Below are 19,180 nucleotides of genomic sequence, written 5' to 3' on the forward strand. Positions count from 1 at the left end.
GACAAACTTGACTAGCGATTTATTAGCCAGAACAATCCACGCTATTTACGTAAAATGACAAAAGCTGACAATAATAAATAAAACCATTATTTTTCAATCAATAACAATCCAACAATACACAATCACAATTATTACCTTCAACGATTTCACTGATTAACCTGACGCTATCTCAGCCAAATTCACTGATTAATATTTTAAAGAAGTAACATAGTTAAATTTATTATTGATTTTATGTTTCTTAAAGTTTAATTATTGCAGCCAGAAAATGTTGAAAGTAGGGAAACACCATGCTTTGGAAAAATACCGCCAACCGCTTTGGTCATATTTCAGTGTTGATCCACTGGTTGGTTGCGCTGACGGTGTACGGCATGTTCGCCCTGGGCCTATGGATGGTCACGTTGGGCTATTACGATGTCTGGTATCACCAGGCACCGGAAATTCATAAAAGTATCGGCACGCTGCTGTTCATCGTGATGGTGGTCCGGGTGATCTGGCGTTTTGTTTCGCCGCCGCCCAAACCGCTGGCCAGCTACGGTCGTTTTACGCGCGTCAGTGCGATTCTGGCCCATCTGGCGCTGTATGTGGTGCTGTTCAGTATCCTGATTAGCGGCTACCTGATTTCGACCGCCGACGGTCAACCAATCAGCGTATTCGGCTGGTTCGATATCCCTGCGACCGCCACAGGCATGGCGGAGCAGGCCGATACCGCCGGTACCATTCATCTTTACCTGGCTTGGGCCGTCGTGGTGCTGTCAGTACTGCACGGTCTGGCTGCGCTTAAACATCACTTCGTTGATCGTGATGTTACTTTGAAACGGATGCTGGGTAGCAGCGCCGATTAACCTTTGGACTTATGGAGATTGCTATGTTGAAGAAAACCGTACTGGGCTTGACCGCAGGTGCCCTGCTGCTGAGCGCTGGTTCCGCGCTGGCTGCCGACTACAAAATTGACAAACAGGGCCAGCACGCCTTTATCGAATTCCGCATCCAGCACCTGGGCTACAGCTGGCTGTACGGCACCTTTAAGGACTTTGACGGCGGCTTCACCTTCGACGAAAAAGATCCGTCCAAGGACAAGGTTAGCGTCACCATCAACACCGCCAGCGTCGACACCAACCACGCTGAGCGCGACAAACACCTGCGCAGCGCAGAATTCCTGAACGTCGAAAAGAACAAACAAGCCAAGTTTGAATCTACCGAAGTGAAAAAGAACGGTGAAGGTTATGCGGTTGTCGGTAACCTGACGCTGAACGGCGTGACCAAACCGGTAACGCTGGACGCTAAACTGATCGGTCAAGGCAATGACCCTTGGGGCGGCTACCGTGCCGGCTTCGAAGCCAACGGTAAAATCAAGCTTAAAGACTTCGGCATCACTACCGATCTCGGCCCGGCGTCTCAAGACGTTGAACTGATTATTTCCGTGGAAGGCGTTCGCGCGAAGTAATGCAAAAGCGCGGCAAGAACGCCGCGCTTATTTCAGGCTCAGTTGGCTGAGCCTTTATCTTCTTCCGGTGCCGGAATATGCATCGTGGTCTGCAATAACCCTTTCGACTTATTGAAAATCTTGATGCCATTCTCACGGCCGGCGCGGCGTGCACGCTGCTCTTCACGCGGCAGCTTCAGCTCTTCGCGGCAGATCTCGCTGCAGCAACCTTCAAACTTGGCGGCACAGCTCGGGCACTGAATAAACAGCAGGTGACAGCCGTCATTCTTGCAGTTGGTATGGGTATCGCAAGGTGCGCCGCACTGGTGACAATTGGCGATCACATCGTCAGAAATCCGCTCGCCCATGCGCTCGTCGAACACAAAGTTTTTGCCGACGAACTTCAGCGGCAGCCCCTGCTCTTTCGCCTTGCGCGCGTACTCAATAATGCCGCCTTCCACGTGATAGACGTTTTTGAAGCCGTTATGCAGCATATACGCACTGGCTTTTTCACAGCGAATACCGCCGGTGCAATACATGACAATATTTTTGTCTTTATTGTCCTGCAGCATCTCGACCGCCATCGGCAACTGGTCGCGGAAAGTATCTGAAGGCACTTCGATGGCGTTCTCGAAGTGGCCGACTTCATATTCGTAGTGGTTACGCATATCGACAAACAGCGTATCCGGATCGTCAATCATCTGGTTTACGCGATCGGCCTGTAAATACTCACCGACATTCGCTGGGTTGAAGCTTTCATCATCAATGCCATCTGCGACGATGCGATCGCGCACCTTCAGGCGCAGCACCCAGAAGGATTTGCCGTCGTCTTCCAGTGCGATATTCAGACGCACCTGATCCAACGCCGGATGCGAGGCAAACAACGCGGCTTTAAACGCTTCGAACTTGTTCTGCGGTACGCTGATTTGCGCGTTGATGCCCTCTTTCGCCACATAAATGCGGCCAAACACCTTCAGCTTGTCGAACTGAACATAGAGGCTGTCGCGAAACGCTTTGGGATCGTCGAGGGTGAAGTATTTATAAAAAGAAACTGTGGTGCGCGGCTCGGTTTCCGCCAGCATGCGCGCCTTCAGTTCCTCGTTAGAAATTCGGTTATGTAACACTGGCATGGTGTACTTTCCTGTCTTTCGGAGGTGACTGATTTTGATGCGCGCCGGCCGCCGGCCCACGCGCGGCGCACATAATACCCGAAAATGTAGCTCAAAACAGCATTAACGCACCGGTGATAACAAAGGCTGGAAGCTTGACGTCGCTCACAAATCTCGATAAGCCTTAAGGGAGCTTATCCCATTTTTACCACGGACCTGGAGGACGTCATGAGTCAGCTATTTACCCCGATTACGCTGGGGAAACTGAGTTTGCCCAACCGTATAGTTATCGCACCGATGTGCCAATACTCCGCCGATAACGGCAAGGCCACCGAATGGCATACGATGCATCTCGGTCATCTGGCATTGTCCGGCGCAGGCCTGTTGATTGTCGAGGCCACGTCGGTCGCCCCCGAAGGACGCATCACCCCCAACGATCTCGGCCTGTGGGACGACGCGACGGAACAGGCGCTTGCAGAAGTGGTACAAGCGGTAAGAAAACACGCCACTTTGCCACTGGGCATTCAGCTCGGCCACGCCGGGCGCAAAGCATCCTGTGCCGTTCCCTGGGCCGGTGGGGGCCAACTGAACAGAGCAGACGGCGGCTGGCAGACGCTGTCCGCCTCGGATATCCCCTTCGCCCAGCATGATGCCTCTCCGGCAGCAATGAGCCTGGAACAAATTGAACAATTGAAAGCGCAGTTCGTTACTGCGGCGAAACGCGCCGAACGGCTAGGTTTTGAACTGATTGAACTGCATGGCGCACACGGTTATCTGCTACACCAGTTCCTGTCACCGCTGTCTAACCAACGTAACGACCAGTACGGCGGTTCATTGCAAAACCGCATGCGTCTGCTGCTGGAGATTTATAATGAAGTGCGCGCCGTATTCCCGGCACAAAAAGCGCTTGGCGTGCGTATTTCCGCTAGCGACTGGGTCGAGGGCGGCTGGGATGAACAGCAGTCGGTAGCCTTGGCAAAAGCGCTGAAGGAGCTGGGTTGCGACTACATCCATGTTTCCAGCGGTGGCCTTTCGCCATTGCAGAAAATCCCGGTGGGGCCGAATTACCAGGTGCCGTTCGCCGAGACCATCAAGCGGGAAAGTGGGCTGCCGACCATTGCCGTGGGGTTAATCACCGAGCCGGAACAGGCGGAAGCGATTGTCGCCACCGGGCAGGCGGATATGGTGGCGCTGGCGCGCGGTATCCTTTACAACCCACGTTGGCCATGGCACGCCGCCGCCAAATTGGGCGAGAAGGTCAGCGCGCCACCGCAATATTGGCGTTCTGAACCGCACGTATTGAAAGGGTTGTTCAAAAACGACTGATGATTCTGGGGTAGATGCTCAGCCTCTGCCCCGACATTCGGTAAAACCGGAAATCACGATACCTGCCAGCAATGCGACACCTGCCACCAGCAGTAACGGATTTAACTGCAGGTGTGCGCCAACGCTGCCCAACAGTGCTCCTGAGACTAATAAACCCGCACTTAACCATGAAGCCAACATACATCCCCCTAAAAATTTGGGCAAAATTATACGCCGCCCACGACTGCCAACTTTATCCTTTTGAGCGCATCAGCCCAATTAATCGCCAAATCATGTCCATTCATCACTAAAAATTATGTTTTAATGCGGTGTTTTTTCACGTTGCGTGATAAAAGTGCCACAATACTCGGTTATAAACGGCAGAAAATGGATAGACGGCCAAATCTCTTCTGGATGTCAGCCATACTATCACTCTGTTATTATCATTAAATGACTGCTTCTAAGCTGAGAACACATGACTCAAGTTCCCTCTTTTAATCGTTCTTTACTGCATCCGCGTTATTGGCTTACCTGGTTCGGTATCGGTTTGCTCTACTTATTGGTCTTGCTGCCTTACCCGATTATTTATCGTCTTGGCACTCGACTTGGCCGTTTTTCCATGCGTTTTCTCAAGCGCCGCGTGGCGATTGCCCAACGTAACCTGGTGTTGTGCTTCCCGGATATGCCACAGGCCGAGCGCGATGCGCTGGTGGTACAGAATTTTGAATCCGTCGGCATGGGGCTGTTTGAAACCGGCATGGCGTGGTTTTGGCCGAACTGGCGTATCGAACGGTGGTTCAAGGTCAGCGGGCTGGAGCATATTCAAAAAGCACGTGACAACCATCAGGGCGTTTTGTTGATCGGTCTGCACTTTCTGACGCTGGAACTGGGCGCCCGCATCTTTGGCATTCATAATCCGGGCATCGGCGTTTATCGGCCGCACGACAACAAGCTGATGGACTGGCTGCAAACCTGGGGCCGCATGCGCTCCAACAAATCCATGCTGGACCGCAAAGACGTGAAAGGCATGATCCGGGCCCTGAAACAGGGTGATATTATCTGGTACGCTCCGGACCACGACTACGGCCCGCGCAGCAGCGTGTTCGCCCCGTTGTTCGCCGTTGAAAAAGCCGCCACCACCACCGGCAGCTACGTGCTGGTACGAATGGGCAAACCGGCCATTATTCCCTTTACCCCACGCCGCTTGCCGGACGCTAAAGGGTATGAGCTGATTATGCAGCCGGCGGTGGAAAACTTCCCGCTGGATAATGAGCTCGAGGCCGCTGCGTTTATGAATAAAGTGGTCGAAAAAGAGATCCTGATGGCACCGGATCAATACATGTGGCTACACCGTCGCTTCAAGACCCGCCCAGAAGGCGAGCCTTCACTCTACTGACTTCTGACCCGCCGTTTGGCGGGTTAGTTTAATGACAAACACCCGAAAAACGTGGTTTTCGGATGTTTGGGGTAAAGCTGAAGACATAATCCTTCGTTTTTACCAGCAAACAAAACATAACGTTTAAGTACACAGAACTTTATCAACATCCTGACCCGCCGTTTGGCGGGTTAGTTTTTTATGCCGCAGATCTTGAGAAACGACGGCAACGGTGGGATGGTAAAGCCTTCGTCGTTCATCCTGGAGCCGTTATGTACATCGTTAGCCTGACCTACCATCGCCCGATAGAAGAAGTCGACAGCCACCTCGAGGGGCACATCGCCTGGTTGAAAAAATACTTCCAGGACGGCACCTTTATCGCCTCCGGTCGCAAAAACCCGCGCACTGGCGGTGTGATCCTGGTGAAAGGGATAGATCGTTCACAGCTGGATACCATCGTGGCGCAAGATCCCTTCAATGCCGTGGCTCACTATGAGATAACCGACGTAGCCCTCTCGACAACCTCCAGCGGTTTTGAACTGCTCGCCGGGCTTTAAGTAAGCTTTTTTCCGCGCGCACAGCGCGGAATACTGTCTATATTCAATTTTTAAAACTTTATTTCATTTTCAGAATATCCCCTGCCACATCGATTGATGCCGCCTATAATTAAGCGCATACTTACCAGGCTAACTTTTTTGCTTTGCCCCATTGCCTGTGCACACGCGCAAAGCGCTCCTCCTTTTGCAGCAGGAATTTATGGCTTCGGCACCAGAACCCATCAACTGGAAACGCAACCTTTTCGTCACCTGGCTGGGGTGCTTCCTGACCGGTGCCGCGTTCAGCCTGATCATGCCCTTCCTGCCACTCTATGTAGAAACCCTCGGTGTTACCGGTCACGAAGCCTTGAACATGTGGTCCGGTCTGGTATTCAGCATCACCTTCCTGTTTTCAGCAATTGCTTCCCCTTTCTGGGGCGGTCTGGCCGACCGCCGCGGGCGTAAGTTGATGCTGTTGCGATCGGCGCTGGGCATGTCGATTGTGATGCTTTTAATGGGTATGGCGCAGAATATCTGGCAGTTCTTGGCGTTGCGCGCGGTGTTGGGCCTGCTCGGTGGCTTTATTCCCAACGCCAACGCGCTGATTGCCACCCAGGTACCGCGCAATCGCAGCGGCTGGGCGCTGGGCACCCTGTCCACCGGCGGCGTCAGCGGGGCATTGATTGGCCCGTTGATCGGCGGTTTACTGGCCGACCAGTACGGCCTGCGACCGGTGTTCTACATCACCGCCGGCGTGCTGTTGGCCTGCTTTGTTTTAACGCTGCTGTACGTTAAAGAACAATTCACCCCGGTACAGAAGAAAGACATGCTGCATGCTCGCCAGGTTTTCGCAGCACTGAAAAGCCCCAAGCTTATCCTCAGTCTGTTTGTGACCACTATGATTATTCAGGTTGCCACAGGATCCATTGCGCCGATTCTGACCCTCTACGTGCGCGACCTGGCCGGCAATATTCATAACCTGGCCTTCGTCAGCGGCCTGATCGCTTCTGTCCCCGGCGTCGCCGCACTGATGAGCGCACCGCGGTTAGGCAAGCTGGGCGACCGGATAGGTCCGGAGCGCATTCTGGTGTTTATGCTGATCGTATCGGTGCTGTTGCTGATCCCCATGGCCTTTGTGCAAACCCCATGGCAGCTCGGCGTGTTGCGCTTCCTGCTTGGTGCCGCCGATGGCGCACTGCTGCCGGCCGTACAAACACTGTTGATTTATAACTGCACCAATCAGGTGGCCGGCCGGATCTTTAGCTATAACCAGTCATTCCGGGATATAGGCAACGTCAGCGGCCCGCTGATGGGCGCAGCGGTTTCTGCCAGTTACGGCTTCCGGGCGGTGTTCTGCGTGACCGCAATGGTGGTGCTGTTCAATGCAATTTATTCCTGGTGGTGTTTGCAACGACGCCCGACGCGAATGCGTGAAGACACCCTGCAAGAAGAGCAATAGCCGTATTTATCACCAGTTCTGTGCTCAAACAGAGCCGAGTCCCTGTTTACCTTACTTTTAGTATTGATACCCTCTGCGCCTCTCCACCCTATTCCCATAAGAACAATCCCAATGTAATTCCATGTTTTTAAACAGATAATTAACTTTTAGCGCAATAAACCAGCTGTCAATAACAATCCCGCCTTAACCAACATAAAAACCAGGAAAGGAGATGTTTGTCGACTTTTCATCTAAAAAATGGGATACAGGGACTAGACAAAACCATCATCCAGTTATCAAATGGTTAAATAATATCACGCCAGTTGTAAATCATTGGCCAAGTGAAAAAAGGCTAACGCGCTTTCCACGGTTAACGGGCGCTGCAGCAACGGTTTTGTCGGGTAATCCACATTGGGTGGATCACCTTCCTTAAATACACATACATACCACAGTATAAGCTGCATCATTGCGGCGCATTTTATTGGGAAGACGTTATGCAATCCTCTGTTAATAAACAAGAAAGCCGGACCTTCTTCGGCCATCCTTATCCGCTCGGATCCCTGTTCTTTACCGAAATGTGGGAGCGGTTCTCGTTTTACGGCATTCGCCCATTACTGATCCTGTTCATGGCCGCCACCGTTTACGACGGCGGTATGGGGTTGGCACGTGAAAACGCCTCGGCGATTGTCGGCATTTTCGCCGGCAGCATGTACCTGGCTGCCCTGCCGGGCGGCTGGTTGGCGGATAACTGGCTTGGCCAGCAAAAAGCGGTGTGGTACGGCTCGATTCTGATCGCGCTGGGCCACCTGTCGATCGCGCTGTCTGCCGTCATGGGCAATAACCTGTTCTTCATCGGCCTGATGTTTATCGTGCTGGGATCTGGCCTGTTCAAGACCTGTATCTCGGTGATGGTCGGCACGCTGTATAAGAAAGGCGACAACCGCCGCGACGGAGGTTTCTCGCTGTTTTATATGGGCATCAACATGGGCTCGTTCATCGCCCCGCTGATCTCCGGTTGGTTGATCCGTTCCCACGGCTGGCATTGGGGCTTCGGCATCGGCGGGATCGGGATGCTGGTGGCGCTGGTAATCTTCCGCGTCTTTGCGGTACCGGCGATGAAACGCTATGACAGCGAAGTCGGCCTGGACTCCACCTGGAACAGCCCGGTCGCCAAGAAAAACGGCGTCGGTCGCTGGCTGCTGGCGTTAGCCGTCGGTGTCGCGGTGGTTATCACCCTGATTGCCCAAGGCATCATCGTGATTAACCCGGTAGCAGTAGCCAGCATGCTGGTTTACGTGATTGCCGCCTCGGTGACCCTGTACTTTATTTATCTGTTCGTGTTTGCCGGCCTGAGCCGCAAAGAGCGTGCCCGCCTGCTGGTCTGCTTTATCCTGCTGGTGTCAGCCGCCTTCTTCTGGTCCGCATTCGAACAGAAACCGACCTCGTTCAACCTGTTCGCCAACGACTACACCAACCGTATGATCGGCGATTTCGAGATCCCGGCGGTATGGTTCCAGTCAATCAACGCCCTGTTTATTATCCTGCTGGCACCGGTATTTAGCTGGGCATGGCCTGCGCTGGCACGTAACAAGGTACGCCTGAGCAGCATCACCAAGTTCGTTATCGGCATTCTGTTCGCCGCAGCAGGCTTTGGCCTGATGATGCTGGCCGCGCAGAACGTGCTGAGCAACGGCGGTGCCGGTGTGTCGCCGATGTGGCTGGTGGGCAGTATCCTGATGCTGACGCTGGGCGAACTCTGCCTTAGCCCAATCGGGTTGGCGACCATGACTCTGCTGGCCCCGGAAAGAATGCGCGGCCAGATGATGGGCCTGTGGTTCTGTGCCAGCGCGCTGGGTAACCTGGCTGCCGGCCTGATCGGTGGCCATGTTAAGGCCGACCAACTGGAAATGCTGCCTAACCTGTTCGCACGCTGCTCGATTGCGCTGCTGATTTGTGCCGCGGTATTGACCCTGTTGATCGTCCCTATCCGTCGCATGATGGAAAATACTCAGGGTAAAAGCGCGCAGAAACCGGCAACCAACGCCTGATAGCCTTTTCGCTTGACCCTTTCAGCCAGCGCCCGGTGCGCTGGCTTTTTTATTGCCCCCACGCCTGCTGTTGCAACACCACCCGGTAACCGTCCGGATCTTCAAATGTCTGCCCATGGGCATCCCAGTAGGGATTGTAGGCCGCAACGCGCCGAAAACCGGCGGTCAGCATGCGTTGGCATCCTGTAACCCACTCCTGTTCATCCGGCAGATAAAACACCAGCAGATGATCCTGCGTCGGCGCCTGCCCCACCGCCACTCCCCGATGATGAGTAAACTCAAGGTGATAACCCCGTTGTGGGTGCCCGACCATTACGCCATCAAAACCCTGATGATCGCGGAACTCACCCAGCCGTTCGAAGCCCAAGCCCTGGCAGTACAGGGTCGCAATCTCCTGTAACCTGTCGGTCGGGCGGGCAATGCGCAACACCGCGTTAGCTATCGGCATTATTTTCTCCAAAACAGAATAACTTCATACAACGCCATTCCTGCCAGCATTGCCGCAACGAACTGCCAGCCGGCTGACGAGCCCGCTCCGGCCAGCACCCAGGCCGGGCCGGGACAGATGCCCGCCATTCCCCACCCGATGCCAAACAGCGCGCTGCCTGCCAATAAGCGGCGGTCGATGCGGCGGGAAGATGGGAGTTGTACTGTTTCACCTAACAAGGTACGTGGTCGGCGGCGAACCCAAAAGAACGCCGGTGCCGCCACCGCAATCGCTCCCACCATCACCAGGGCCAGTGACGGATCCCAGTGGCCGGTGACATCGAGAAAAGCCAGCACCTTGGCGGGATTGGCCATTCCGGCGACGATCAGACCAAGGCCAAAGATGGCGCCACTCAGTAAGGCAAACACGGATCGGTACATCACGTTAACCCTCCCCACTGGCGGACGGCCCATACCGTAATAAACCCCAACAGCATAAATACCGCCGTGGCCACTAATGAACGCGGAGACAATCTCGCCACGCCGCAAACACCGTGACCGCTGGTACAGCCGCCGCCCAGGCGAGTACCCAGCCCGACCAATATCCCGGCGGCGATCAGCCATAAACTGCTGCCGTTAACCGGCATGTCCGGTAAAGGCCTGGCGATACGATACAGCCAGGGCGAAATCAGCAACCCGACAAGAAATGCGGCCCGCCAGCCTTTCTCTTTACCCTGCGGCGTCAGCAAGCCACCGGTAATGCCACTGATGCCGGCGACGCGGCCGTTAAACAGCAACAACAGCGCCACCGCACTGCCGATTATCCCCCCGCCGACCAGCGCGGACAGCGGGGTAAAATGCAACCAGTCGACGGTCATGGCCTCTCCTCCCGTGCCGGGCAAAAGAGTTGATATAAAGTATTAAGCAGCGTCAGCGCCTTCCGATCGCAAACGGCATAGTAGATTTGTTTACCGTCGCGCCGCGTTGATACCAGCCCTTCCTGACGCAATACCCCAAGCTGTTGCGAAAGCGTCGGCTGGCGGATCTCCAGCGCCTGTGACAGCTCCCCCACCGACATCTCGCCCTGGCTGAGTTGGCACAGCAGCAGTAAACGATCTTCATTGCCCAGCGCCCGCAGCAATGCCCCGGCCTGCGTTGCCGCCTGCCGCATACTGTCGATATCCATCTTCCCTCCAAACAATTTACTAAATTATATATTGTTTATTTATAGACTATAACGCCTCACCGTACCAGAGGCTGGTATGAAAGGTATCGGCGTGGCATGCTGCCATTATGATTTTCCGTGGACCGGGGATGCCCCAAGAAATGCTGCTTTTTCATGACGCTGTGCCCGCGAACCGCTCGATTGTGCCGGTCGCCAAAGATTATCAGCACGGCGAGTTCGAACCGCTCCATTACCACGACTGTGCACAGTTGATTCATAGCCTGAGCGGCGTAGTGCAGGTGAATACTCGTCTGGGCAGTTGGGTGGTCCCCCCAGGGCGTGGCGTTTGGCTGCCTGCGCGGGTAGAACACAGTCTGCAAATCACCGGTAAAGTGGCGGCAAGAGCGCTGCTGGTGGATCCGCTGGCACGAGCCGACCTGCCGGCAAGCTGCGAAGTGGTGCAAATATCCCCGTTGCTGCGTGAGCTGATTATCTGTGCGATGGACATTACGGCGGATTATCCGGCGGGAGGTCGTGAAGAACGAATTATGGAGCTGATCCTGGATGAACTGCGTGTGCTGCCAATCCTGCCGCTGAATTTGCCCGAACCGCGCAGCGATGCCCTATTAAGGTTGTGCCGGCATATTCAGCAATCGCTGGCACACCCCTGGGAGTTAGAACAGGCCGCTGGTTACATCAACGTCAGCGGCCGCACGCTGTCACGACGTTTTCAACGAGAAACCGGGCTGCGTTTTGGCGACTGGGTGCGCCGCGCCCGTTTGCTGGCGGCATTGAATGCCCTGGCCGCCGGACATTCGGTGCTGGAAGTGGCGCTGGACTTGGGCTATGACAGCCCCAGTGCTTTCAGCGCCATGTTCCGCCGCCAGCTGGGCGTTGCACCCAGCACTTATTTTGCTAAATAACGCGCAGCCACGTTGAACAACGCCTGCAGGGAAGCGCTGGCAGAATCGACGTCGATGCCGACCCCGTAAGCCGCCTCTCCGTGCGCCAGCGTACAGCGAATATAGGCCACGGCACGGCTTTGGCTCTGATGCCCCAGCGTGTGTTCGTGATAATCCTCTATCGCCAAATTCAAGCCAAAGCGCTGACGCAGCGCATCCACCGCGCTGGACAACAAACCGTTCCCTACCCCCAGCAGCCGTTGCTGTTGCCCTTCGAACAACACCCTGGCACTGAAACTATAAGCCTCGATGCTGTGGCTTTCGGTCTGATAGCTCAGCAACTGCAGCCGCGGTTGTTCCACCAATCCATAGCTGATTCTAAACAGCCGCCACAGCTCGGCGGTGGTCATCTCTTTGCCGCTGCCGTCTGTCGCCTGCTGCACCACCTTGCTGAAATCAATTTGCAATCCACGCGGCAACGACAGCCCATGGTTCTGCTCCAACAACCAGGCAGCGCCGCTTTTGCCCGACTGGCTGTTAACCCGGATCACCGCCTCATAGCTACAGCCGACGTCCGCCGGATCGAGCGGTAAATAAGGCACTTGCCACAGACCGTCCTGCCTCTGCTGTTGGGCGGCAAAGCCTTTTTTAATCGCATCCTGATGAGAGCCGGAAAAGGCGGTGAACACCAACTCACCGGCGTAAGGATGGCGCGGATGAACCGGCAGTTGGTTACACTGCTCAACCACCTCCACCACCTGCTTCAGTTGGCTGAAATCCAGCCCCGGCGCAACGCCCTGGGTATACAGGTTGAGCGCCAGCGTCACCAGATCGACATTGCCGGTGCGTTCACCGTTGCCGAACAGACAACCTTCGACCCGATCGGCACCGGCCAGCATTGCCAGCTCGGCGCAGGCCACTCCGGTGCCACGATCGTTATGCGGATGCACGCTGATGGTCACCCGGTTGCGCTGACTGAAACGCCGGCAGAACCACTCAATCTGGTCGGCGTAGACGTTCGGCGTACTGACCTCCACCGTGGCCGGCAGGTTGATGATCATCGGCCGCCCCGGCCCAGGCTGCCAGACATCGGCAACGGCCTCACAGATTTCCAGCGCAAACTCCAGCTCGGTAAAGCAGAAAGTCTCCGGTGAATATTCGAAGGTCCATGCCGTTTCCGGCTGCTGCTCGCACTGCTGCCGAATGCGCAGCGCGCCGTTAACCGCCAGCGCTACCGTTGCCGCCTTGTCCTGTTTGAAGACGATTTCACGAAACATCGGTGCGGTAGCGTTATACAGGTGCACGATGGCGCGTGGTGCACCACGCAACGCGTCGAAGGTACGGTCGATCAAATCGTCTCGCGATTGGGTCAGCACCTGAATACTGACGTCATCCGGGATCAACTGCTCATCAATCAGCGAGCGGACAAAATCGAAGTCCGTTTGCGAGGCAGAAGGAAACGCCACCTCAATCTCTTTGAACCCGCACGCCAGAAGCATCTGGTAGAACTGGTGTTTGCGGGCGTTATCCATAGGTTCCGCCAGCGCCTGATTGCCGTCACGCAGATCGCTGGAGCACCAGCGCGGTGCCTGCTGCAAAGTGCGGCCCGGCCACTGGCGATCCGGCAAGGTCACGGGCGGGAACGGACGGTATTTGATTGAAGGGTCGGTTAACATGGCACTCTCCTGGCGGTAATAAGCAATGCCCTATTATTTCCTGCCGTGATCCCTCCTGCTCCCGCTTAGCGGACAACTATCGTCGCGAAACGGACAACAAAAAAATTTGCATCCTGCGCCAGTGCGGCAACAATTACTTCTGACGTTTGTCATGGCGCTTCGGCGCACCCAGCCCTGAGCAATGCTTACCCTGACTGGAGAAAAATATGAGCCTGTATGCAACCCTGGAAGAAGCCGTTGAAGCGGCGCGCGAGGAGTTTATCGAGTCTGCCGAAGGCGGTAACGACGACGAACCGCCGGTGCCGCAACAGTTCAATCTGCAAAAATACGTGATGCTGGATGGTGATATCATGTGGCAGGCCGAATTCTTTGAACAAGAAGGCGAATCGGTCGAATGCCTGACGTTACGCAGCGGCGCTGCCGCTCAGGCTATTTTCGACGGGGATTATGACGAAGTCGAAATCAGCGCCGAATGGATTGAGGAAAATACGCTGCACGAGTGGGAAGAAGGAGACTTCCAGCTCGATCCGCCGTTGGATACCGAAGAGGGCCAAACAGCCGCCGACGAGTGGGATGAGCGTTGAATGATCACGGGCGGGAGCAGACAATCCCCCGCCCTTCACCCTATGATTTTCTGAGAGGCTGCATGATTATCCGCCAGGCGCGTCCCGAAGATTTCCCCGCGATTTTGCAACTGCAAACACAAAACACCCCGGCAAACTTGAGCGACAGCCAAAAGCGCCAGGGATTTATCGTCTCGCGCATGAATGAAGCGCAGCTCACAAGCATTAACCAGGGGCTGGGCATTCTGGTGGCGGTCGAAGGTGAAGCCCTGGCCGGGTTTGTCTGCCTGATGCCGACGAATGCGCAACCGCACCCGCCGGTGGTGGATGCAATGCTGGACACGCTGGCCGGCCAATCATTCAAGGGACGGCCACTGAGTGAGCAGCGGGTGTTTCTATATGGTCCGGTGTGCCTTGACAGCGCCTGGCGTGGCAAAGGCGTGCTGAAGCAGCTCTACGCCGCCGTCAAGGCGCGTACCCGCAAGGAGTTCGACGTTGGCGCGCTCTTTATTGACGACAGTAACCCGCATTCGTTGGCGGCCCATGTACAGGGCTTGCAGATGACGGCGCTGGCTCCGTTCCGCTGTGGTGATCAGGGTTACCAACTGGTGGTATTTGCCACCGGGGATTAGCTTATTCGTAGGGGCCGTGTTGGGCGTCAAACGGCAGCATAAAGGTATCTACCACCATCGACAGCGGCACATCAATGACCGTGATATACCGCCAGGGGCTATCGCGCAGATCCCACTGAACGCCCGGATAATATTGATGGCCGTGCCCGGCCCCCGGCACTGTGCGACTGATAATACTGCCGCAGCCGGTTAACGCCGTGACTCCTGCCACCAGCAATACCAGACGAAGAAGAGAAGAGAGATTCACCAAAATGATTTTTGCCCCGGGTTTGTTTTGTGGGGCCACAACGCCCGGCGCGAATTTTAACACAGTTTTTCACGTGAGTTTGTCGGCGTTGCGTAAGCCAAATACCAAAAAAAACGGGGAACACGCTATGCGTATTCCCCGTTCAGGTCACCCGATCAGCCTTTAACGCTGACCCACCGGATGAGCCCGCTCATTGTGCGGCAGTTGCTGATAAAACTCGCGCCAGGCGGCGCCCTGCGGCAGTAGCCAAACCCGCTGATGCAAACGCGACAGCGCGACAGGATCGCTCAGCAGCTCAAGACGTTTGCCTTTCACCAGCTTCTCCGGCCCCAGCTCCAACGCCTCGTTCACTCGCTCTTCACGATTACGCTCGATGGCACCGCGCAGATGGTGACGCGCAGTAGCCAGCGCCGTCGCCAATGCGTTGAATGACGGATTGACCACCGCGTGCATAAAGCCATTGCTCAGTGCGCGTTCACGGTTAAGCTGCAGATATTCTTCCGTTGCCACCAGTTCGCGAGGAGGAGAGTACTCTTCCGGGATCAGGAACAGCTTGGCGCGCTTGCTCTTGATACCTAACGTCGCACGGCTCGACAAGACCGAAACGAACGGCGACAGGATCAGCGAGAAGACGATTGGCGACAGCCACCACAGGAAGCGCAGATCCAGCCAGGCCATACCGCCAGCCCAGACCAGACCGAGCAGCATCTGTGAACCGTGGCGTTTAAAGGCTTCGCCCCAAGGGGTGTCATCATCGTCACGCTGTGGCGAGTTCCATACCACTTCCCAACCCAGGAAGGCACTGACCACGAATACCGTGTGGAACAGCATGCGCACCGGCGCCAGCAGCACCGAGAACAGCATTTCCATCAGCATCGACAGGAACAGGCGTATACCGCCGCCGTACTCCCTGGCACCCTTCGCCCAGATCAGCACAATGCTCAACAGTTTAGGCAAGAACAGCAGCACCAGCGTGGTAGAGAACAGCGCTATCGCCAGTTCAGGACGCCACTGCGGCCACACCGGGAACAGCTGGCGCGGTTGCAGGAAGTACTGCGGCTCCATCAGGGTATGCACCACCTGCAGCGCGGTAGACAGCGCCAGGAACATAAACCACAGCGGTGCCGACAGGTAGGACATCACACCGGTCAGGAACACCGCACGGTGTACCGGGTGCATGCCCTTGACCAGGAACAGGCGAAAGTTCATCAGGTTACCGTGGCACCAGCGACGGTCACGCTTCAACTCATCCAGCAGGTTCGGCGGCAGTTCTTCATAGCTGCCCGGCAGATCGTAAGCAATCCACACGCCCCAACCGGCACGGCGCATCAACGCGGCTTCCACAAAGTCATGCGACAAGATGGAGCCGGCAAAAGAGCCTTCGCCAGGCAGTGGTGCCAGCGCACAGTGTTCGATAAACGGCTTCACGCGGATAATGGCGTTATGGCCCCAATAGTGCGATTCACCCAACTGCCAGAAATGCAGACCGGCAGTAAACAGCGGCCCGTAAACCCGGGTGGCAAACTGCTGCACGCGGGCATACAGCGTATCCATGCCTGATGCTTTCGGCGCAGACTGAATGATACCGGCGTTCGGGTTGGCTTCCATCAGGCGCACCAGACCGGTGAGACACTCACCGCTCATCACGCTGTCGGCATCCAGGATCACCATGTAGCTGTATTCGCCACCCCAGCGACGGCAGAAGTCGTCGATGTTGCCGCTTTTGCGTTTCATGCGGCGACGGCGACGGCGATAGAAGATACGGCCATGGCCATCTACGTCGCGGCACAGTTCCATCCAGGCTTTCTGTTCCGCCATGCAGATATCCGGGTCGTAGCTGTCGCTCAGCACGTAGATATCGAAATGCTCGAGCTGGCCGGTGGCCGCGACGGACTCATAGGTCGCGCGCAGGCCGGCGAACACGCGCTCGACGTCTTCGTTACAGATTGGCATGATCAACGCGGTGCGATGCGTCGGGTCGATCGGCTCATCGCCTTTGATGGTGGAAGAAATACTGTATTTGTCTTTGCCGATCAGCAACTGCAGGAAGCCCATCAGCGCAGTCCAGAAACCGGCCGAGACCCAACAGAACAGGATCGCGAACAGGATCAAAATGCCGGTTTGCAACACATAAGGCAGCAGTTGCAGCACCGACTGCATCAGATCCTGATCCCACATGGCCATCGGGTCGATCAGCGCCCAGCCCTGATACGGCAGAATCGTTTTCATGTACCAGGTGGCGATGCCGGTCTGCACCAGCATCAGCACCAACAGCACATAACGACGCATCGAGCCGACCACGCGCCAGCGGTTTTCCGCCGCGGCTTCCTCTTTGGAGGCGTGACGGTTGTGTGGCGTGCGTCCCAGCAGAGAATCCCAGAAGCGCGCTACCGGGTTGGTTCGCCAGGCTTCCGGGAACATGCTGGTGCGTTTGATTGGCGGCGTAGCCTTGAGAATGCTGCGCCCTTCCACGTCGGTATCGAAATCTTTGTCGCTAACCGCATCCGGCCAGGCGTCTTCGATTCGTGTTTTGACCGAGGCCAGCGTGACGTCATCGGCAGACAGCGTATTGACGTTGGCATCATCAGCGCCCATCTTGCGATGCAGCGCCTCAAAAGCCTGGGCGTCATCCGCCCCCGGCTGTGGTTTAAGCGCCTCTGACCGCTCAGCGGTCAGAGGCATTGCCGCAAGATAATCCTGGGCAAGTTGAGTAGGCTTATTCATTGGCAGGTAGCTGATAGCTCCAGGTTTCCGACAGGGTCTTATCACCATTGACCAGCGCTGCGCGCATTTCTACCGGCTTCTTGTCGTCTTTCACTTTCAGACGCAGCGTCAGGCGCCAGCCTTTGGTCACTGGATTATAGCGGACATTGTTTTCTACCATTTCACCGTTGTCGCCGATGCTCACCTGAGAGGCAACCGGCGTAGCGCCGTCCAAGCCTTTCAGTACCGGGCCAACGAAGTCAACCAGGAATGCCACGCTGCCGTCTGGCTCGCGGATCAGGTTGGACTGCTTCACGTCACCGGTTGAACGCATGGTCTGGCTGACGTAGGCAATGTCCTGCGAATGCAGTTTGTCTTCGTCACGGGTGAAATGCAGGCGATAGCTCAGCGCCAGCGGAGTTTTGGCGTCCGGCAGAACGTCTGGCGTCCAGAAAGCAACGATGTTGTCATTGGTTTCATCCGCTGTCGGGATCTCCACCAGCTCAACCTTGCCCTTGCCCCAGTCGCCGCGTGGCTCGATCCAGGCGCTTGGGCGCAGATCGTAGCGATCGTCCAGATCTTCGTAATCCTTGAAGTTACGGCCGCGCTGCAGCAGACCGAAACCTTTCGGGTTTTCGACCTGGTAAGTGCTGACGGACAGATGCTTCGGATTATTCAACGGACGCCAGATCCACTCGCCGTTACCGGCATGGATAGACAGACCGTTGGAGTCATGCAGCGCCGGACGGTAGTTCAGGGTTGGCGATGGCTGACTCGGCCCGAACAGGTACATACTGGTCAACGGTGCCATGCCCAGTTTGCCGACTTTGTCGCGCAGGAACACTTTGGACTCAACGTCCACGGTGGTGTCGCGGCCCGGATAAACCACAAAACGGTAAGCCCCGGTAGCACGCGGTGAATCCAGCAGCGCGTAAATTACCAGATGCTTGTCGCCCTGCTTCGGACGTTCAACCCAGAATTCGCGGAAACGCGGGAATTCTTCGCCGGAAGGCAACGCAGTATCAATCGCCAGGCCACGTGCGGAAAGCCCGTAAACCTGCCCTTTACCTACCACGCGGAAGTAGCTCGCGCCCAGCAGGCTCATAATTTCGTCGTTCTTATCCGCACTGTTGATCGGATAAATCACCTTGAAACCGGCAAAACCGAGGTTTTTTACCGACTCCGGATCGTGTTTTACCGAACCGAAGTTAAAGTAGTCCGGGCTGTACTTGATCTGTTTTACGCTGGTCGCGGTGACTTCATTGATTTTCACCGGCGTATCGAAGTACATCCCCTGATGATAAAACTCAAGCTTGAAAGGGGTTTTCAGTTTGCTCCAATAGGCTTTATCGTGATTGAACTGAATCTGTTGGTAATCCGCGAATTTCATCTCACGGAATTGAGAAGGAAGGTTGCTCTTCGGGGCTTCGAAGCCTTTTCCTGCCAGATCCTGCGCCTGCTTGGCCACATCATCTATAGAAAAAGCCCATGCCGGCGAAGTAAACAGCGTGAACAATACGGTCGCACCTAACCAACGTACGCTCGCGGCGCGTGGTTTTTTGGATAATATATTAACTAGCACATCCCCCCCTATTCGTGTGCTCAAATCATTTAAATCCATATTAATGGATT

General features: G+C 55.7%; 20 protein-coding genes. 10 read left to right on the plus strand and 10 right to left on the minus strand.

All coding sequences use genetic code 11. From position 1 onward, the window contains the following. Positions 1 to 287: 287 nt before the first annotated feature. Together ACMGG1_RS14985 and ACMGG1_RS14990 are read left to right on the plus strand one after the other, a co-directional pair. Positions 288 to 842 carry a cytochrome b gene (locus tag ACMGG1_RS14985; RefSeq protein WP_130015532.1) on the plus strand — a complete coding sequence of 185 codons (555 nt, stop codon included), beginning with the start codon at positions 288 to 290 and terminating at the stop codon, positions 840 to 842. A 23-nt stretch (positions 843 to 865) separates the two neighbouring features. Then, the gene (locus ACMGG1_RS14990) at positions 866 to 1,444 is read left to right on the plus strand and encodes a YceI family protein (RefSeq protein WP_020826320.1); all 579 of its coding nucleotides are present in this window, start codon (positions 866 to 868) and stop codon (positions 1,442 to 1,444) included. Positions 1,445 to 1,482: 38 nt separating this feature from the next. Here the strand turns inward: ACMGG1_RS14990 and ACMGG1_RS14995 are convergent, their stop codons facing one another. Beyond that, positions 1,483 to 2,553, minus strand: a complete 1,071-nt coding sequence (locus tag ACMGG1_RS14995) for a rhodanese-related sulfurtransferase (protein ID WP_020826319.1) — start codon at positions 2,551 to 2,553, stop codon at positions 1,483 to 1,485. Between the two features lie 207 nt (positions 2,554 to 2,760). Here ACMGG1_RS14995 and ACMGG1_RS15000 point away from each other — a divergent pair, with 207 nt between their 5' ends. Then, a complete protein-coding gene (locus tag ACMGG1_RS15000; RefSeq protein WP_414160828.1) occupies positions 2,761 to 3,858 on the plus strand; it encodes an NADH:flavin oxidoreductase/NADH oxidase in 1,098 nt (365 codons plus the stop codon). Between the two features lie 18 nt (positions 3,859 to 3,876). Here the strand turns inward: ACMGG1_RS15000 and ACMGG1_RS15005 are convergent, their stop codons facing one another. Next, positions 3,877 to 4,038 carry a histidine kinase gene (locus ACMGG1_RS15005; RefSeq protein WP_122078576.1) on the minus strand — a complete coding sequence of 54 codons (162 nt, stop codon included), beginning with the start codon at positions 4,036 to 4,038 and terminating at the stop codon, positions 3,877 to 3,879. 274 nt (positions 4,039 to 4,312) lie between these two features. Between ACMGG1_RS15005 and ACMGG1_RS15010 the strand changes: the two genes are divergently transcribed. From ACMGG1_RS15010 to ACMGG1_RS15025, 4 genes are all read left to right on the plus strand, one after another. Beyond that, positions 4,313 to 5,233: a Kdo(2)-lipid IV(A) acyltransferase gene (locus tag ACMGG1_RS15010; protein ID WP_044549768.1), complete on the plus strand. Its 921-nt coding sequence runs from the start codon at positions 4,313 to 4,315 to the stop codon at positions 5,231 to 5,233. A gap of 251 nt (positions 5,234 to 5,484) precedes the next feature. Next, positions 5,485 to 5,769, plus strand: a complete 285-nt coding sequence (locus tag ACMGG1_RS15015; RefSeq protein WP_020826315.1) for a YciI family protein — start codon at positions 5,485 to 5,487, stop codon at positions 5,767 to 5,769. 199 nt (positions 5,770 to 5,968) lie between these two features. Then, entirely contained in the window at positions 5,969 to 7,207 is a 1,239-nt protein-coding gene (gene mdtG, locus ACMGG1_RS15020; RefSeq protein WP_048762076.1) for a multidrug efflux MFS transporter MdtG, read from the plus strand. A 473-nt stretch (positions 7,208 to 7,680) separates the two neighbouring features. Beyond that, entirely contained in the window at positions 7,681 to 9,234 is a 1,554-nt protein-coding gene (locus tag ACMGG1_RS15025) for a peptide MFS transporter (protein WP_020826313.1), read from the plus strand. A gap of 49 nt (positions 9,235 to 9,283) precedes the next feature. On the opposite strand, the gene ACMGG1_RS15030 is transcribed toward ACMGG1_RS15025, so the two are convergent. From ACMGG1_RS15030 to ACMGG1_RS15045, 4 genes are read right to left on the minus strand one after another with little or no spacing between them, the layout of a single operon-like run. Next, positions 9,284 to 9,682 carry a VOC family protein gene (locus ACMGG1_RS15030; protein ID WP_020826312.1) on the minus strand — a complete coding sequence of 133 codons (399 nt, stop codon included), beginning with the start codon at positions 9,680 to 9,682 and terminating at the stop codon, positions 9,284 to 9,286. Further along, positions 9,682 to 10,101 carry a YeeE/YedE family protein gene (locus tag ACMGG1_RS15035; RefSeq protein WP_020826311.1) on the minus strand — a complete coding sequence of 140 codons (420 nt, stop codon included), beginning with the start codon at positions 10,099 to 10,101 and terminating at the stop codon, positions 9,682 to 9,684. The genes ACMGG1_RS15030 and ACMGG1_RS15035 overlap by 1 nt, the downstream gene beginning before the upstream one ends. After that, positions 10,101 to 10,538 (minus strand): YeeE/YedE family protein, encoded by a 438-nt coding sequence (locus ACMGG1_RS15040; protein ID WP_261103214.1) that lies wholly within the window; start codon positions 10,536 to 10,538, stop codon positions 10,101 to 10,103. The genes ACMGG1_RS15035 and ACMGG1_RS15040 overlap by 1 nt, the downstream gene beginning before the upstream one ends. Beyond that, complete coding sequence (locus ACMGG1_RS15045) at positions 10,535 to 10,846, minus strand: ArsR/SmtB family transcription factor (RefSeq protein ID WP_046373924.1); 312 nt, start codon at positions 10,844 to 10,846, stop codon at positions 10,535 to 10,537. The genes ACMGG1_RS15040 and ACMGG1_RS15045 overlap by 4 nt, the downstream gene beginning before the upstream one ends. 140 nt (positions 10,847 to 10,986) lie before the next feature. Here ACMGG1_RS15045 and ACMGG1_RS15050 point away from each other — a divergent pair, with 140 nt between their 5' ends. Continuing rightward, positions 10,987 to 11,748, plus strand: coding sequence for an AraC family transcriptional regulator (locus tag ACMGG1_RS15050; RefSeq protein WP_046373925.1), 762 nt, complete (start codon positions 10,987 to 10,989; stop codon positions 11,746 to 11,748). Here the strand turns inward: ACMGG1_RS15050 and leuA are convergent. Next, positions 11,733 to 13,403, minus strand: coding sequence for a 2-isopropylmalate synthase (gene leuA, locus ACMGG1_RS15055; protein WP_048762066.1), 1,671 nt, complete (start codon positions 13,401 to 13,403; stop codon positions 11,733 to 11,735). The two genes, ACMGG1_RS15050 and leuA, sit on opposite strands and share 16 nt — an antisense overlap. 206 nt (positions 13,404 to 13,609) lie before the next feature. Here leuA and ACMGG1_RS15060 point away from each other — a divergent pair, with 206 nt between their 5' ends. Then, the gene (locus tag ACMGG1_RS15060) at positions 13,610 to 13,987 is read left to right on the plus strand and encodes a MysB family protein (protein WP_020826306.1); all 378 of its coding nucleotides are present in this window, start codon (positions 13,610 to 13,612) and stop codon (positions 13,985 to 13,987) included. A 62-nt stretch (positions 13,988 to 14,049) separates the two neighbouring features. Continuing rightward, positions 14,050 to 14,598, plus strand: coding sequence for a GNAT family N-acetyltransferase (locus ACMGG1_RS15065; RefSeq protein ID WP_115059163.1), 549 nt, complete (start codon positions 14,050 to 14,052; stop codon positions 14,596 to 14,598). 1 nt (position 14,599) lies between these two features. Here the strand turns inward: ACMGG1_RS15065 and ACMGG1_RS15070 are convergent, their stop codons facing one another. From ACMGG1_RS15070 to ACMGG1_RS15080, 3 genes are all read right to left on the minus strand, one after another. Further along, entirely contained in the window at positions 14,600 to 14,845 is a 246-nt protein-coding gene (locus tag ACMGG1_RS15070; RefSeq protein ID WP_104410961.1) for a YceK/YidQ family lipoprotein, read from the minus strand. Positions 14,846 to 15,007: 162 nt separating this feature from the next. After that, complete coding sequence (gene mdoH / locus ACMGG1_RS15075) at positions 15,008 to 17,569, minus strand: glucans biosynthesis glucosyltransferase MdoH (protein WP_414160829.1); 2,562 nt, start codon at positions 17,567 to 17,569, stop codon at positions 15,008 to 15,010. Next, positions 17,562 to 19,130 (minus strand): glucan biosynthesis protein G, encoded by a 1,569-nt coding sequence (locus ACMGG1_RS15080; protein ID WP_020826302.1) that lies wholly within the window; start codon positions 19,128 to 19,130, stop codon positions 17,562 to 17,564. The genes mdoH and ACMGG1_RS15080 overlap by 8 nt, the downstream gene beginning before the upstream one ends. Positions 19,131 to 19,180 lie beyond the last annotated feature (50 nt).

Source organism: Serratia sp. BNK-12, assembly GCF_047456085.1.
In the GTDB taxonomy this organism is placed as follows: Bacteria; Pseudomonadota; Gammaproteobacteria; order Enterobacterales; family Enterobacteriaceae; genus Serratia; species Serratia liquefaciens.